Origin of the sequence: Desulfosporosinus orientis DSM 765, assembly GCF_000235605.1 — a bacterium.
In the GTDB taxonomy this organism is placed as follows: domain Bacteria; phylum Bacillota; class Desulfitobacteriia; order Desulfitobacteriales; family Desulfitobacteriaceae; genus Desulfosporosinus; species Desulfosporosinus orientis.
The window spans coordinates 1,742,852-1,758,860 of record NC_016584.1; the positions used below are offsets into that span (position 1 = coordinate 1,742,852).

Consider the following 16,009-nt stretch of genomic DNA (forward strand, 5'->3'; position numbering starts at 1 on the left):
AGAATGTCGAAAAATGCAAGTATACATAATAATCTTTGAAAATTAGTTATTCAAATCCTATATTTATGTTAAAATTTTTATTATAAAAACCGTAGACTCAAAAAAGGGTGTGTATTATGCAAAATTATGGTTTACCTAAAAAACAAGGCCTATATGATCCGGCTTTAGAACATGATGCTTGTGGTATGGGATTTGTAGTTAATATCAAAGGGACAAATTCTCATGACATTATTGAAGAAGCCTTAACCGTACTGGAAAACCTAAGCCACAGAGGGGCAAGCGGTGCAGATGAAAATACCGGTGACGGTGCCGGTATATTAGTCCAGATCCCCCATGATTTTTTCAAAAGAGAGTGCGAAGTTTTGGGGTTTGATTTGCCGAAAAAAGGCGATTATGGTGTAGGGATGTTATTTGCCCATAAATATGAAGCATTTAGAAAGACGCAAATGCAGACCTTCGAGAAAATAGTCCAGGAAGAAGGTCAAACAATTCTGGGCTGGCGGGAAGTACCGATTGATAAGACGACCATTGGAGAAGGCGCTAAAGCTGTCATGCCTCGCTTCATTCAAGTCTTTATCGGCAAGAGTGCCGATTTGGCTGATGACATGGACTTTGAGAGAAAGCTTTATGTCATTAGAAAAAAAGCGGAAAAAGCCATTGTTCCCATGTGTGAAGACAAGGGCGGCACATTCTATATTTCCAGCCTATCCTCCAAAACCATTGTCTATAAAGGGATGCTGACAGCAGAACAGTTAAGAAATTTTTATCTGGATCTGGGTGATTTAGATTTCACGTCTGCTTTGGCAATGGTCCACTCACGGTTCAGCACCAACACCTTCCCAAGCTGGGAGAGAGCCCATCCTAACCGTTACATTGTTCATAACGGGGAGATTAATACTATTCGAGGCAATGTCAACTGGATGAAGGCACGGCAGAAGTGTATCGATTCACCGTTGTTTGACGATATCTCTAAAGTATTCCCCATTGTGGACGAATTAGGAAGCGACTCGGCGATGTTTGACAACAGCTTAGAATTCCTGCACCTAACAGGGCGCTCACTTCCTCATGCCGTGATGATGATGATTCCGGAGCCTTGGGAAAAGAATGAACTGATGTCTGAAACGAAAAAGGACTTCTATCGTTTCCATGATTATTTAATGGAGCCTTGGGATGGTCCTGCAGCTATGGCCTTTTCCGACGGTGTCGTCGTCGGCGGTGTGCTGGACAGAAACGGACTGCGGCCTTCGAGATATTATGTAACCAAAGATGATAAGGTTATCCTGGCTTCAGAAGTTGGGGTTTTAGATATTAAGCCTGAAAACGTTAAATATAAAGGCCGGCTGGAACCCGGTAAAATGCTGCTCATTGATACCGCTGCGCAGAGAATTATTTCTGATGAAGAGCTTAAGGAAAGTGTGTCGGGAATGCATCCCTATGCCGAATGGAATGCCCGGCATATCGTGCCCCTTAATGACTTGCCGGCACCGCAGCCTCAGGCAGGGGAAGCAGATCAGGACTTAATTAAGGTGCAAAAAGCTTTTGGTTATACTTTTGAGGATATCATTAAAACCATTCAGCCCATGGTTACTCAAGGGGTTGATCCGGTAGGGGCCATGGGTATGGATTCACCACTGGCTGTGTTATCGGATAAACCGCAAATGCTCTACCTTTATTTTAAACAGCTCTTCGCTCAAGTTACCAATCCGCCTATTGACGGCATCAGAGAAGAAATCATTACTTCCAGCAGCATTTTGCTGGGGGATACAGGGAACTTATTGGACCCGGATCAAAGAAATTCAGCCAGCATCTTCTTAGAGCATCCTATCCTGACTAATGAAGAACTGAATAGAATTAAGCATCTCAGTCCTGAAAATAATGACAAGTTTAAAGCAGTGACTCTTTCCATCCTCTATAAAGTCTCAGATGGGGCCAAAGGAATGGAAAAGGCGTTGGATAAGGTGTTTAGAGAAGCCGATAAGGCCATCAGTGACGGGGCAAATATCATTATCCTTTCCGACCGGGGGGTTAATGAGACCATGGCTCCCATACCTGCTCTCCTGGCTTCCTCAGGACTGCATCATCACCTGATCAGGAAAGAAATCCGGACGAATCTCGGAATTGTCCTGGAGTCAGGAGAACCCAGAGAAGTGCACCATTTCTGCACACTGATTGGCTACGGGGTTACAGCTATTAATCCCTATTTGGTTTATGAGACCATTAAGGACCTGGCTGACAAAGGAATGTCGGAAGGGCTGAGCTACGAAGAAGGCAAGAAGAATTTCATCAAGGCTTCGGTCAAAGGTATTCTGAAAGTCCTCACTAAAATGGGCATTTCAACCGTAAGAAGTTATCATGGTGCACAAATATTTGAAGCCATCGGTTTAAGCAAGCCGTTAATTGATAAGTACTTTACTTTGACTCCCTCAAGGGTGGACGGGATAGGAATTGAAGAGATTGCTCTGGAAAATCAGATGAGGCATGAAAGTGCCTATCAGGATAATTCGCCTTACACGGATACCTTAGAAGTAGGAGGACATTTCCAGTACAAGGCTGAAGGAGAGGCTCATCTCTATAATCCGGAAACCATTTATATGCTGCAAAAAGCCTGTCGGGAAGGGAATTATTCTCTTTTCAAAGACTTCTCGAAAAAGATCCATGAGGAAGAAATCTTTACCCTCAGAAATATACTGGATTTCAAATACAATCCGGGGGATACCATTCCCATTGAAGAAGTGGAATCTGTGGATTCCATTGTCAAGCGGTTTAAAACCGGGGCTATGTCTTATGGCTCCATCAGTAAAGAAGCTCATGAATGTTTAGCTATTGCCATGAACCGACTGGGCGGCAAGAGCAACACTGGTGAAGGGGGAGAAGACAGCGAACGATTTATTCCCCTGCCCAACGGAGATACGAAAAACAGTGCCATTAAGCAAGTTGCCTCAGGGCGTTTCGGTGTGACCAGCAACTATCTGGTTAATGCCCGGGAAATTCAGATTAAAATGGCTCAGGGAGCGAAACCTGGTGAAGGCGGTCAGCTGCCTGGCCGTAAAGTCTATCCGGAAATTGCTAAAGTCCGGCATTCCACACCAGGTGTCGATCTCATATCCCCGCCTCCTCACCATGATATTTATTCTATTGAAGACTTAGCAGAACTGATTCATGACCTCAAAAACGTGAATAAAGATGCTCGGATCAGTGTCAAACTAGTTTCCGAGGTTGGCGTTGGAACTATTGCGGCAGGGGTAGCCAAAGGGAAAGCAGACGTCATTCTGATCAGTGGTTATGACGGAGGCACCGGGGCTTCTCCTCGGACAAGTATTAAAAATACCGGTTTGCCTTGGGAACTGGGGCTTGCCGAAACTCACCAGACCTTGGTTCTTAACAACTTAAGAGACAGAGTTATTGTGGAGACTGACGGAAAGCTGCTTTCCGGCAGGGACGTGGCAGTTGCCGCCATGCTGGGTGCCGAAGAATTCGGATTTTCTACAACCCCTCTGATTGCTATCGGTTGTGTGATGATGAGGGTTTGTAACCTCAATACCTGTCCGGTGGGAATTGCTACTCAAGATAGAAACCTGAGAAAGAACTTCACAGGCAAACCGGAATATGTTGAGAATTATATGAGATTTGTTGCTCAGGAACTGCGTGAGATTATGGCAAAGCTGGGCTTCAGAACCATCAATGAAATGGTAGGACGTACGGATAAAGTTAAGTCCAAGGATAATGTTAAGCACTGGAAAGCTTCCAGCCTGGATCTTTCTCAAATTCTTTATCAGCCTTATGCCGGATCCGATGTAGGACGATTTAATACACGATTGCAGAATCACATGCTGGATAAATCCCTGGACATGAAAAAACTCCTGAGAATGTGCCAGCCTGCTCTGGAAAATCGTAAACCTATCAGAGCGAAGCTCAAAATTAATAACGTGGACCGGGTTGTGGGTACTATCATCGGCAGTGAGATTTCTAAGCGATATGGCAAGGACGGACTCCCCGAAGATACCATCAAACTCACCTTCGTAGGTTCAGCCGGACAAAGCTTTGGCGCATTTATTCCCCAAGGAATGTCTCTTGAGCTGGAAGGAGACGCCAACGACTATCTGGGCAAAGGGCTTTCCGGCGGTAAAATTGTGGTCTATCCTCCCAAAGCTTCGGACTTTGAACCGGAAAAGAATATCCTTATCGGTAATGTGGCTTTCTACGGAGCAACCTCGGGAGAAGCCTATATCAACGGCATTGCCGGAGAGCGATTCTGCGTCAGAAACAGCGGTGTTAAAGCCGTGGTTGAAGGCGTCGGGGATCATGGCTGTGAGTATATGACCGGGGGTAAGGCTGTTATCCTGGGCAAAACAGGACGGAATTTCGCAGCAGGTATGTCCGGTGGTGTCGCCTACATCCTTGATTTCGATGACGTTTACTGCAATAAATCCATGGTCTCATTAGAGAAAATAGAATCGGCTGAGGAACTTCAGGAAATCAAGGGCATGATTGAACGGCATGTGGAGTATACCGGCAGTCAAGTGGGTAAAAAGGTCCTAAGTGACTGGAATACCTATGCTCAAAGATTTGCCAAGGTCATTCCCAAAGACTACAAACGTATGCTTGCCAACATTGATAAGGCTCACGAATCGGGCCTGAGCGGCGAAGAAGCTTTGATGGCCGCCTTCGAAGAGCATTTTAAAAACTAAGGACTATTAGTAAATTAAGGTGGGACTTACAATGGGAAAAGCGACAGGTTTTTTAGAATATCAAAGAATGAATCCAAAGAAACGGCCTCCTGAGGAAAGAATTAAGGACTGGGATGAATTAAGACTCCCCCAGGATCCTGAGGACTTAAAGATCCAAGGCGCACGCTGTATGAACTGCGGAATCCCTTTCTGTCACGGCAGTGCCCTGCTCAATGGCATGGCTGCAGGATGTCCTCTGCAAAACCTTATTCCCGAATGGAATGAACTGGTGTACAAAGGGCAATGGCAGGAGGCTTACAAACGGCTGATCAGAACCAATCCCTTCCCGGAATTTACGGGCAGGGTCTGCCCGGCGCCCTGTGAAGGCTCCTGTACAGAAGGCTACATCATGGAATCCGTAGCGATCAACAGCCTGGAATACGAGATCATTGAAAGAGCCTTTAAAGAAGGCTGGGTAGTACCTCCCAAAGCCAAACCTACGGGCAAGAAAGTGGCGGTTGTCGGTTCAGGACCGTCAGGAATGTCCGCTGCCTACTATTTAAACGTTGTCGGTCATGAGGTTACTGTCTTTGAGAGAAACGACAGACCCGGCGGACTGATGATGTATGGGATTCCCAATATGAAGCTGGATAAGAGCTTCGTAGAAAGGCGTATCGAGTTAATGAAAGCCTCGGGCATTCAATTCATTCTCAATACCGAAGTGGGCAAGGATATCCCGGCTCAAGAACTCGTGGACAAGTATGATGCGGTTGTCTTATGCGCGGGGGCTACCAAGGCCCGGGGACTGGATGTTGAAGGCAAAGACCTTAAAGGGGTTTACTTTGCCGTAGACTTCCTGAAAGCGACAACGAAAAGTCTTTTGGATTCCAAGCTTGAAGATGGCAATTATATCAGTGCCAAGGGCAAAAATGTGATCATTATTGGCGGCGGGGACACAGGTACCGACTGTGTCGCCACCTCCATACGGCATGGCTGCGAGAGCGTCCATCAGTTTGAAATAATGCCTGAACCCCCCGAAAAGAGAAATGAAGAGACCAATCCCTGGCCGGAATGGCCCCTTAAGCTTAAAGTGGATTACGGTCAGGAAGAAGCTATTAGTCTTTATGGGAAGGACCCCAGGAACTACCTCATATCTACTAAGAAAATCATCGGAAATGAACAAGGTGAGGTCAAAGAGGTTCATACCGTCCAAATAACCTGGGTTAAGAATGAGGCGGGAAGAATGATTCCCCAAGAAGTGCCGGGCAGTGAAAAAGTCTGGAAAGCTGACCTAGTACTTCTGGCTATGGGATTCTTAGGACCTGAAGATACTATCCCCAGTGAGCTTGAGCTGGAAAGGGACCCCAGAAGTAATGTCAAGGCTGATTACAAGGTGTTTGAGACTAATGTAGAGAAAGTCTTTGCTGCCGGCGACATGAGAAGAGGTCAGAGCCTCATCGTCTGGGCAATTAACGAAGGAAAGCTGGCTGCCCGGGAAGTTGACAAATATCTGATGGGTAAAAGTGTGATCAAGTAATGCATTAAATATAAACGGCCAATTGACGACTATGTTCGTTAATTGGCCGTTTTGTACTAATCAGACCCCCATGACGCATAGCGGCACCATCAGAAGGATGAAAAGGGGTGGTTTGGGTCGGGTAGCTTCTCGCACGTGAACAGCATCTGTTCACCGCTTTGAGATTTAACGGTATGTGGTTGGCCGTACTTATCGTTGGTAATGGTGGTTTTGCGATTCTCTTGATCAGTTATACTCGTTACATAATTTTTGTTCGTGTCGTAGTCCGTCTGAGTAATCATGTTGCCCGGGCTTAAGCGAATATCGTCAAACCAGGCTTTGCCGGTGGCGTTAGTCAGTTCCAGCCTGACTTTAGCCGTTCCGCTGGCCGTAGGGGAGAAGGAAAAAAGTTGACGGATGCCCTCCACAAGACCCGGCCGGGCCTGTACACAAAATCTTACGCGCGTAAGATTTTGTGTACAGGCCGAGGAGACGGCTCTCACCCATGCCGGGATAATCCCATATTATGTAGATAAAGAAGAGAAAGGATCCGTGAATAATATGGGTGATATTATCCCAGAACGTACGCCGTTATTAATCGCGGCTGAAATTAATATCATTAAACAACAGACCGAGAAAATGGTGCTTAATAACTTTATCGAAATCGGCCGGCGGCTGACAGAGGCCAAGGTTCTGTTCAAGTATGGGGAATGGGGCAAGTGGCTGAAAGAGTCCGTTGGCTTTTCCCAGAACAGAGCTGAAAAACTGATGCGCCTCTATGAGGCGTACGGGAGCCAACAGCTCGCCTTACGCGGCACCGGAATGCAGGCCCAGGAACTGCCGAATTTGAGCTACACCCACGCCCTCATTATTCTGGGGGTGCCGGAAGAAGACCGGGCGCAATTCATCAGCGACATAGATATTGAAAGCATGACTACCCGTGAGCTGCAGCAGGCGGTTGATGATCTCAAACAGTCCCAACAGGAGAAGGCAGGTCTCCAGAAAGCCCTGAATGATGAAAAGGAGAAAAACACTCAGCTGGCCAAGGAGTGCGACAACCTGAAAAAAGAAACCAACGATTTATGGAAGTCCAAGCAAGAACTTCAGCAGGATGTTGAGAAAAAGGCAATGGAGAATAAGAAGCTCACAGAAAATTCGAATTTTAAGAGCTACCAAAGGGTAAGCAACGAACTTGCCGCTGCCCAGATCAAGCTGCTCACTAGTAAAGTTGCTTTTCGCTACGAGACCTTGGGCAAAGCGTTCAAGGAACTGACTTTTGAGATGGATCTGCTGGCTAAGATTGACCCTCAGGTGTATGGGGAGTATAAAAAAATGGTCAATGATTTTTTAATCAAAGCCATGCAGGAGAGAATGGGGAATTAGAAAAGAGCTCAATAAGCAAGGGTCAACCATTATCTACATCTCTCATTATATGGAGGAGGTTGAAGAACTCTGCACCAGGATAATAATTAGCCAGATTAAAAACGCTGTCGGTAGACCCGTCACCCAATTTGAATCCCTGGCTCCTGCTGATAAAGAAATTGAATTAAAAGTACCAAGCCTGCTTGTTGGTTATGAAAAAGATTTTGGCAACTTTGATGTGGCAATTCCCGGGCTGAACGAAGAAAAAAGAATCGACAGGGAAATTGACCTCAAATTGCAAAAAATTGTCTTGCAAAGCATAAAGAGAACCTCAGCAACGACAGCCGAATTAAAATTCGCTTTGAACACGGGAGGCGCAACAGAGGTTGCTGTTCGAGAGGCCATGGTTTACAGTAAAGATGTGCAAAGTGGCGACAGCATTTGGCAAGATAATGTTTGTACAATGCGGATCAGTTTCGACGAAAAATTAAAAAATGCTGAGTTTAATGTAAGTTGGCCGTGCTTTGTGGTAAACGGCAATTGGAATTTGATAATTAAATAATAGTTCACCGAAAGCACAGGGCAGCCCAAAGTATTGATAGTTACCCTGTGCTTATTATTTAAATAGAATTGCAAAACCATGTCTTTCTCTTCGGGAACTAAATAAAAGATGAAAGCTAGGAAGGCGGAGCAATCAGGGCCGCTTTCTCAGAAGGAAAAGATTAGAACCCAATACAGATATATACGCTACCTGCATGGTATCCCCGAAGTAAAGTGCAAACAAAACTCCTAGTGGAAATATTCCCGTTCTCAATCTGGTCAGAAGATACTATAACAACACAAACAAAATTAAATAGCAAAAAGGCGCTGTCTTATAAAAAAGACAACTTTGATAATTTATTATGTATGGAGGAAGAGACATTGATAAGCAACTGAAAAATTATAATCAGTAACCATCTGCAGATAATAATATTGCTTCCAAGCATCTGTTGCCGCAGGTATATGTTGCTTATAGAGCGAGGAAATACAACAATTGACCAATACTTTACTTAAATTCTTCACTGCATTTTTGATTTTCCATTGTGTGAACACCTCTTTTTAAATATTCTATTTCATTCGCACTTTGGTGTCCACTTTTTTTTTATATATCCAATGGTAATTCGCCGGGGAATATGCCATAATAATTTGATAGCTGTCCGGTTTGCCTCCCGTGATGATTTATCGCGGACAGGCGTTGTTGCCGGTGGGCTTTACTATTTAGAAATGGATGTAAGAACATGGACACAATTTGGCGTCTTTTACCAAGACTGTACTATTCGATGAGGAAATATCTCTTCGCCAGAGTTCGCGAATGCGGCATGGAGAAGGGGCAGCCACGGATTTTGGATTATGTGTATGTCAACGACGGCTGCATTCAACGAGAGATCCGTGACGAGTTCTCGTTGGATGCGTCCTCCATCAGCAATCTTTTGGCGATACTGGAGAAAGATGGCACACTGCGCCGCAAGCGGAACCCGCTATCTTCCCGCGAGGTCAACGTGTACATCACCGACAAGGGCAGGGAGATACAAAAACGACTGGAAGTGGTATATGATGAACTGGAGCAGATTACCTTTCAAGGGTTCTCGCCTGAAGAAAAAGAGCAGTGCATCCACTATTTATTCCGTTTGACCAAAAACATGATGTCATATCGCAAAGACGAATCCCAATGATCGCACTACAAAAAGCTGACGGCCGGTATAATACCGACCGTCAGCTTTTTGTAGTGCTATAGGCATGGGTAATAACTTGGTGGTGAAAGTCCGCTGCGCGCTCGGCATCAGGAAGCGCTGCCGGCCTTCAAAGGGGGTTAACGCTCCAAGAGACGTCAAACTCCCCGATGCGGAAAAACAGTCGGATATGCCCCATAAATTGTTGTGCATATGTGACATAAGTTTCGCAATTTTTTTGCAGTTAACACTATTGACAAAAAACGATATTCAGAGATATGATTAAATCAAACAGTTGTATTACAAAACTATTGGGTTTTACAACTGATTTGTTTGGTGTTAATATTTCCGGCCGGTATATTGACGTAAGAAAACCTTTATTTCAGAAAGGAGCGTTCATTATGTCCAAATCAAAGCAGATTGCGGAATGGAAAGAAAAGAAATTCGGTCGCATGATTACCGAAGAGGAACTGATCAAAAGAGCCCACCCGGCATGGCCGTACCTGTATTACACTCCTGGCGATTACATTAAACCCGAAGTAATCGACCGCATTGTGGAAGGCAGCATTGAGCTTCACACCCATGGCGCACCCACCGCCTGGCTTGAGGGCCGGTCAAACTACTATGACACAGCCGTCAAATGTAGCGAAGCGAAGATGAGGGCCATAGTGTTTAAAGACCAAGACACTCAAACCTGCGCGATGGCCGGCGCTGTACAACGAAGCTTGGAAGCGCTGGCGGCGGAAAAAGCCAAGCACGGTGAGGAGTTTAAGCCCCTTCAGGTGTTTGGCGGCCTCGTTTTGGATAAATCCGTCGGCGGCATGAATCTTCACGCCGTGAAAAAGGCCCTGAGCTTCGGGCGCTGCAAGGAAATCTGGCTGCCTTGCTGGGACTCAGCACATCTGCAGGAAGTTATGGGCGACGAAACCAAGGGCATCCGGGTCTCCGATATGAGCGGTACGTTGACCCCAGAGATGATTGGCCTGCTGGAAATCCTGTCGGACTACAACACTAACAGCACGGGCGAGCGGTGTTGCCTGGCCACCTGCCACGTCTCCAACGAAGAGAAATACGACGTTGCCAAATACGTCAAGCAAAAGGGTATGAACGTCGGGGTCGTGCATGACCACATTACCCAGGAGCTTACCATTAACACCGTGGAAGAGGCTCTGGAACTGATTGATTTGGGATCGTATGTGGAAATATGCTCCAACTCCGTGGTCCCCTGGAGCAGCATGACTAACTGGATTGTGGCCTATGACTATACCATCGAGATGGTCAAGCGCCTGGTCAAAGAGCGCGGCCCCGAGCACATTGTGCTGGTCACGGATGCCGGGCTGCCGGATTACGATGAAGTGCCGGCTCTGAGGGTGCTGATCCAAACCCTTCTCAAAAACGGCATCAGCGAGGCGGATCTTAACGTCATGTGCAAAGACGCCCCGGCGGCGCTGATCGGCAAAATCTGATCGGGCGGCAACTTAAGATACTCATACAAAATATGCGAAAGCGGATTATGCAATGGCTTGGTTCAGCTTTTTTGGCATAGTTGTCGCTCTTGTCGTCATCATCGTAGGCACGCTGCGCGGACATTCCCTGATTCTGGTTTCCACCATCGCGGCGCTGGTATGCGCGATAACCGGCGCTATCGCCACAGTGGCTATGCAGGGCTATGCCGGTGTTTATGTGTACCGTGGCCAGGAATGACAAACTGGATTATCAACTATGACTATTCTTTCGAGCTGATAAATTATATTATCAAGGAGCGCGGTCCAGAACACATAGTGCTCACAACCGACTCCGGACAACTTGGAAACGAAGAAGTTGACGGCATAAAACTGTTTATCCAAACACTTATTAAAAAAGGTGTCAGCGAGGCTGATATAAATGTCATGCTCAAAGAAACACCTGCAATGTTAATCGGAAAAATTTAGATATAGGAGCAACAATTTGAGGTAGAAATCCAATATGACAGGGCTGTTATCTAAAATCCCAATTTCTCCACAAATGACAGCCCCGTCATATACACTTACATCCTCTAATAGGTTGCCCCTATGCTAAATAATGCACCAACTCGAAAATATTTCCGCATAAGTTTAATATTGTGTTTTAATATTTTTGTAAGGAGTAGATACCTATGAGTGATGTAAGCCTTGATCACAAAGAATTAAAAGCCGTAATGGAAGATAATGCTCTTACTAGAGTACCTGATTCAGAAAGACAAGGATGGCTTTCAATGTCCTGGAATACCATGGGAGTTATTTCAACCTTAGCTCAGCTGCTCATTGGAGCCACATGTACTTTCATAGCTGGGATCTGGGTCGGAATAGCAGCTGCTATCATTGTTACTATCCTTGGTGGAACCTTAGGGTCTTTGATTGGACATATGGCCTATAAACAAGGACTATCCAATACCGTTATGGCACGTTACTATGGTTTTGGCGTAAAAGGATCAGTTATTGCTGTTATTAGTTATAATTTATTGATTATTGGTATGCTGGCTTTGGAAAATATTTTGATTTACGAAACTATTTTATTCTTCTTCAAAATACCTGCATCAACTACAAATGCAATTGTGATTTACGGTATTATGACTATTCTCTGGATTCTTTTGTCCGCTTTCGGTATCAAATTGGTTACAAAGGTTTCATCTGTTATGCTTATTGGCTTCCTGGTAGTAATGTGCTACATGGTATTCCAGGCTGCCGGAACATCAGGAATACCCTGGAATCAAATTCTAACGCACGGTGCGGTTTTACCCGGCGGAGATACATGGAGTCATTTTGTCACAGTTATTAATATTTTGATCGGCTCGGCAGGAGCTCTCGCATTAGCAGATGCTGACTTCGGCAGATATGCTAAATCCACCAAAGATATTGCTATTGCCGCATTCCTTGGTAATATTATGATGGATATCATTATATTGCTCACAGGTTCTATTATTGTGTACGCCGGTTATGCGACGTTAGAAAAATACTATATTGGTCAAGGTATGGACGCGGTTGCTGCAGGTCAAGCCGCCCTTAATAACGTTGGAGGCGACTTCATTATCCTGGGAGGCGTATTAGGTCTAATCCTGATGATCTTGGCTCAGGGTAAAGTGCAGGTGTTGAATACCTATTTAGCTTCTTTGGCCCTATCAAATGCCGGTGATGCTTTTGGCTTCAGACCAGGACGTGTTTGGATGATTGTCATAGCCAATATTATCGGTCTTATCTTTGTTGCTGGTAACCTAATTGGTTTAATCACTAGCTGGCTGGCTTTTATAGGTACATTGAGTACCAGTCAAGCGGTTATTATGTTGGCTGACTACTTTATCGTGAATAAAGGTAGAGATGTGCATAGCATAACACCACCGCTGGTTAACTGGGCAGGTTTAGTAACTATTATAGTCGCTACAGTAATAGCCTTCGCGCTGGCGAAAGTAATTCCGATTTTATTTATTACGGCTGTCATTGTCTCATCGATCCTATATCCATTATTAAGAAAAAATATATTTAAAGATACAAGTTTTAACGAGAGTGCTGTAAATGTTAACTAGTAAATGGTAGTTAAATCATAAATTTATACAACTCTCTTTGTATTCTGACTATTTAGATGCAGTACAAGATGTTTATTAGTAGCAATATTTATATAACGAGACCGGAACCGAAATATTCATAAAGCAACACCGAATATGATTATTTTACAAGTTTGCATGAGTCCTTCATTAATGAGGGACTCATGCAATAATATTTATTTACATGTAAAGAGAAATTCCATTGGAACATTAATAATATTATAATTAGCTAAAACCTTGGCATATTGAACCTTTATGTGAAGAGGGGTTGGGGAAATGGCAAATCCCACTTTACTGCCATATCACACGTGGAGACGATAATAATGATGACGTATTGTGGTTCCAAAGGCAAATAAGGCAAGTAAACCACTATATGTAGTGGTTTTAAAGCAAAAAATGAACAAAAATCGGGCTGAAAAAGTGCGTTTTTTGGCCTGATTTTTTTGGGACGTTTTATAGATGACATCGGGGATTATTGATGATAACATATAAAAAAGCGGATTTCGAGGTTAAAATTGATATGTAATAATCTTTAGTTTAAAGAAGAAAATTTATAGTCTCAGCTTTTCAGAAAGGAGCAACCGATGAAAATAGATAGATTGATAGGTATTATCACCGTGTTGCTACAGAACGAAAAAGTGACAGCACCTTACCTTGCAGAAAAGTTTGAAGTATCCAGACGGACAATCAACAGAGATATTGAGGATTTATGTAAGGCTGGAATACCGATAGTTACCACACAGGGGATGAACGGAGGTATTACAATTGCAGACGGATACAAAATTGATAAAACTGTTTTTAATGATGAGGAATTGAGAGCCATTTTCACAGGACTTTTAGGCCTTGATAGTGTTGCACAGGATAAAAGATATCAAAATATTATTGATAAGTTTTTTTCAGGGAAAAGTGGTTTTTATGCAGCAAGTCACATTATGATTGACCTTTCTTCCCATTACAAGAATACTCTCGCCCCCAAAATAGCGGATATACAACAGTCGATAGATAAATCCTATGAAATAGAGTTCTATTATTACAATAGTACCGGAGAGCGGAAAGTTACACTTGATCCATATCTTATTGTATTTCAATGGTCAAGCTGGTATGTATTCGGTTTTGACCACGCATCGGGTGATTTTCGACTATTTAAACTCAACAGATTGTGGAAATTGCAATGCACAGACAAGCGATTCAACCTGCAAGATATTCCGCAAGAAAAGTTGGATTTCGGAAGCTATTTCACAAATGAAATACAGGCTGTGATACTGTTTAATGAGAGTGTGAAATACAGATTAATTGAGGAATATGCCGAAGATTGCTTTTCATATCTTGCGGATGGCAAATTGAGATTTGAATTTCCATTTACAAACAAAGAATATCTGTTGGAATGGGTACTTAGCTTTGGCAATAAGGCGGAATTGCTGGAACCGCAGGAGCTTCGTGAAGAATTGAAAAGCAGGCTGCAAAAAACGATAGAAAAATATTCAGAAACATGACGTATAGATGTCGTGTTACCTTTGATATACTCGTCCTAAAACGGAGGTGTATCATATGGTTAAATCAAGATGTGGATTATTATGCAAAGATTGCGGTTACAGGGAACAAATGAACTGCAAGGGATGTATTCATATTGATAAACCCTTCTGGGGAGATGACTGTCCTGTTAAATCTTGCTGCGAGAGCAAGAAGCAGAATCATTGCGGTGAGTGTAAAAACTTTCCGTGTGCTTTGCTCCATCAATTTTCCTATGACAAAGAGCAAGGAGATGAGGGCAAACGAATAGAGCAATGCAAACAGTGGGCAAACGAGAGGTGACGGTATGGCGACAACGGCAGAGTTTATAGAATATGTTTGTGAACAGATAAGCGGCGTTGGTGCAGCCAGATATAAGAAAATGTTTGGAGAGTACATGGTTTATATAAATGAGAAACCTATACTTCTAGTCTGTGATAATACGGTCTTTGTAAAAATACTTGACTGTATCAGTGAAAAGATGAAAGACGCTGAGAAAGGTTTTCCTTATGAAGGAGCAAAGGAACATTATATATTAGACATAGACAATTCTGAATTCAGTAAAGAAGTCATAATTTTATTGGGGCCAGTGATTCCGCTTCCAAAACCTAGAAGAAAAAATAAATGAGATTTATATAATTCTCGCATTGGAGGTCACAGAAATGAAATATACGAGTACATTAATTGCTGTGAAAGATATGGAAAAATCAAAACAATTTTATCATGATGTATTGAATTTAGATGTTATTGCAGATTTTGGCGCAAACGTGACGCTGACGGGTGGCATAGCATTGCAGACGTTGGATTCTTGGAAAGGCTTTATTCATAAGAGAGACGATGAAATAGTTTTTGAAAACAATGCATTCGAACTATATTTTGAAGAAGATGATATGGACACTTTTATTGCCAAATTAACAAATATAATAGATATCGAATACGTCCATCCGCTCTTTGAGCATTCATGGGGGCAGAGAGTGGTTCGCTTCTATGACCTGGATAAACACATCATCGAAGTCGGCGAAAACATGAACATGGTTATCAAGCGTTTTATAGACGGCGGTCTTTCTATTGAAGAAACGGCTGCTCGAATGGATGTTCCAATTGACTATATAAAATTATCTTTGGAATAGCACTGCAAGAAAATCCAAAGGTGCCGGAGCCCATTATATTCCGTTGCCTTTGTTTTTTATATAACTTAAATTAAGCTGACATCAGGCAGGAGCATAAGAGGCTATGTTTTAAAGAAGCATAGCCTCTTTTTTTATTGCCTGCTGCAGCGAATAAAGAATGGAGGAAATCAAAATGGCAAATGAAACAATGCGTATCTTGACGAAGGCTCTTTGAAAGAAAAGGTACACAGCCTGTATCCATCTGTGGAGATCAACGATGGCGAGCTGTGGGGTGTTATGTCCGCCGGGCTGATGGAGTCTCTTTAAGGAGAGGAAACCGCTGAGCTTCTTGACTTTGTGACCGGACAAAACAGTGATGGCTACGGTGAAGGCCTGGAACAGCGGCTTATCAAAACGCCGGATGGCGAGATCTACGTAAGCTTTTGGAATCACGAAAACTATTCCTTAAAACTTGAGCAGGAGATGAAAAATAACCAGTCCGACCTCGGATACGGAGGCCCGGTGATGCAATGAATGAAAAAGTGAACGGACAAATAGTGCTCTTTGGTTTCTAATGAAGC

13 protein-coding genes and 2 pseudogenes are annotated in these 16,009 nt (G+C 43.7%); 14 read left to right on the forward strand and 1 reads right to left on the reverse strand.

Going from position 1 to position 16,009, the window contains the following annotated elements:
* Positions 1 to 116 precede the first annotated feature (116 nt).
* Entirely contained in the window at positions 117 to 4,688 is a 4,572-nt protein-coding gene (gene gltB, locus DESOR_RS08095; protein ID WP_014184118.1) for a glutamate synthase large subunit, read from the forward strand.
* Positions 4,689 to 4,719: 31 nt separating this feature from the next.
* Complete coding sequence (locus DESOR_RS08100; RefSeq protein ID WP_014184119.1) at positions 4,720 to 6,204, forward strand: glutamate synthase subunit beta; 1,485 nt, start codon at positions 4,720 to 4,722, stop codon at positions 6,202 to 6,204.
* Positions 6,205 to 6,293: 89 nt separating this feature from the next.
* Here DESOR_RS08100 and DESOR_RS28725 read toward each other — a convergent pair whose 3' ends face one another.
* Complete coding sequence (locus DESOR_RS28725; RefSeq protein ID WP_148265241.1) at positions 6,294 to 6,611, reverse strand: hypothetical protein; 318 nt, start codon at positions 6,609 to 6,611, stop codon at positions 6,294 to 6,296.
* Positions 6,612 to 6,744: 133 nt separating this feature from the next.
* On the opposite strand from DESOR_RS28725, the gene DESOR_RS08105 reads away from it, so the two are divergent.
* The 12 genes and pseudogenes from DESOR_RS08105 to DESOR_RS30150 all read left to right on the forward strand — a co-directional run.
* Positions 6,745 to 7,566 (forward strand): DUF3102 domain-containing protein, encoded by an 822-nt coding sequence (locus tag DESOR_RS08105; RefSeq protein ID WP_042332060.1) that lies wholly within the window; start codon positions 6,745 to 6,747, stop codon positions 7,564 to 7,566.
* A pseudogene (locus tag DESOR_RS30805) lies at positions 7,559 to 7,654 on the forward strand (ABC transporter ATP-binding protein); the annotation flags it as partial. The gene DESOR_RS08105 and the pseudogene DESOR_RS30805, both read left to right, overlap by 8 nt.
* A 1,168-nt stretch (positions 7,655 to 8,822) precedes the next feature.
* On the forward strand, positions 8,823 to 9,257 hold the full coding sequence (locus tag DESOR_RS08115; RefSeq protein WP_014184122.1) for a MarR family winged helix-turn-helix transcriptional regulator: 435 nt from the start codon (positions 8,823 to 8,825) through the stop codon (positions 9,255 to 9,257).
* A gap of 398 nt (positions 9,258 to 9,655) precedes the next feature.
* The gene (locus DESOR_RS08120; protein WP_014184123.1) at positions 9,656 to 10,720 is read left to right on the forward strand and encodes a DUF6282 family protein; all 1,065 of its coding nucleotides are present in this window, start codon (positions 9,656 to 9,658) and stop codon (positions 10,718 to 10,720) included.
* A 52-nt stretch (positions 10,721 to 10,772) separates the two neighbouring features.
* Positions 10,773 to 10,958 (forward strand): hypothetical protein, encoded by a 186-nt coding sequence (locus DESOR_RS08125; RefSeq protein WP_014184124.1) that lies wholly within the window; start codon positions 10,773 to 10,775, stop codon positions 10,956 to 10,958.
* Positions 10,955 to 11,185: a hypothetical protein gene (locus tag DESOR_RS08130; RefSeq protein ID WP_042330955.1), complete on the forward strand. Its 231-nt coding sequence runs from the start codon at positions 10,955 to 10,957 to the stop codon at positions 11,183 to 11,185. Before DESOR_RS08125 ends, DESOR_RS08130 begins: the two co-directional genes overlap by 4 nt.
* A 203-nt stretch (positions 11,186 to 11,388) precedes the next feature.
* Entirely contained in the window at positions 11,389 to 12,792 is a 1,404-nt protein-coding gene (locus DESOR_RS08135) for a purine-cytosine permease family protein (protein WP_014184125.1), read from the forward strand.
* A 602-nt stretch (positions 12,793 to 13,394) separates the two neighbouring features.
* Positions 13,395 to 14,303, forward strand: coding sequence for a helix-turn-helix transcriptional regulator (locus tag DESOR_RS08140; RefSeq protein ID WP_014184126.1), 909 nt, complete (start codon positions 13,395 to 13,397; stop codon positions 14,301 to 14,303).
* A 55-nt stretch (positions 14,304 to 14,358) separates the two neighbouring features.
* A complete protein-coding gene (locus tag DESOR_RS08145) occupies positions 14,359 to 14,622 on the forward strand; it encodes a DUF3795 domain-containing protein (protein WP_014184127.1) in 264 nt (87 codons plus the stop codon).
* A gap of 4 nt (positions 14,623 to 14,626) precedes the next feature.
* Positions 14,627 to 14,947 carry a TfoX/Sxy family protein gene (locus tag DESOR_RS08150; RefSeq protein ID WP_014184128.1) on the forward strand — a complete coding sequence of 107 codons (321 nt, stop codon included), beginning with the start codon at positions 14,627 to 14,629 and terminating at the stop codon, positions 14,945 to 14,947.
* Positions 14,948 to 14,981: 34 nt separating this feature from the next.
* The gene (locus DESOR_RS08155) at positions 14,982 to 15,449 is read left to right on the forward strand and encodes a VOC family protein (protein WP_014184129.1); all 468 of its coding nucleotides are present in this window, start codon (positions 14,982 to 14,984) and stop codon (positions 15,447 to 15,449) included.
* A 210-nt stretch (positions 15,450 to 15,659) separates the two neighbouring features.
* A pseudogene (locus DESOR_RS30150) lies at positions 15,660 to 15,962 on the forward strand (hypothetical protein); the annotation flags it as partial.
* Between the last annotated feature and the right edge of the window lie 47 nt (positions 15,963 to 16,009).